Raw genomic sequence first — 507 nt, forward strand, 5'->3', positions numbered from 1 at the left:
CCACCGACCAGCGAATCAACAGGGCGATCATGGCCGGGCTCCCGGTTGCATGCTCATGCCGTCCATGGCCCCCTCATCTGAAAAACCGCCGGACGATTGAGTGATAATTCCCTTCAAACTTGCTTCTGAGTCCAGCAGAAATTGACCGGAGGCCACCACCTGCTGGCCTTCCTGCAGGCCGGCGAGGATGACGGTGTTGTCCTGGTTTTCTGCACCCACCTGGACTTCTACCGGGCGATATCGCCCGCCCTCCTCGGCCACCATCACCAGCACGCGTTTGCCGGTGCGAATCAACGCCTCGCTCGGCAGCAACAGCACCGATTGGCCGCTGGATTGGGCCAGGCGCACCTGGGCGGTCATACCGGGGCGCAACATACCGTCAGGGTTGGGCAGTTCGACCCGAACCTGCACGGTGCGACTGTCCATGGCGGTTGCCGGCAGAATCGCGGCGACGGTGCCTTTGACGACTTGTCCCGGCAACCCGACAAAACGGCTCTCGACCGTTTG

1 protein-coding gene is annotated in these 507 nt (G+C 62.5%); it reads right to left on the reverse strand.

Going from position 1 to position 507, the window contains the following annotated elements:
• Nucleotides 1–27 precede the first annotated feature (27 nt).
• On the reverse strand, nucleotides 28–507 hold a 480-nt coding region (locus HX846_RS13565; protein WP_178965544.1), incomplete at its 5' end, for an efflux RND transporter periplasmic adaptor subunit.

The sequence above is a fragment of the Pseudomonas sp. K5002 genome, assembly GCF_013386655.1.
GTDB lineage: Bacteria > Pseudomonadota > Gammaproteobacteria > Pseudomonadales > Pseudomonadaceae > Aquipseudomonas.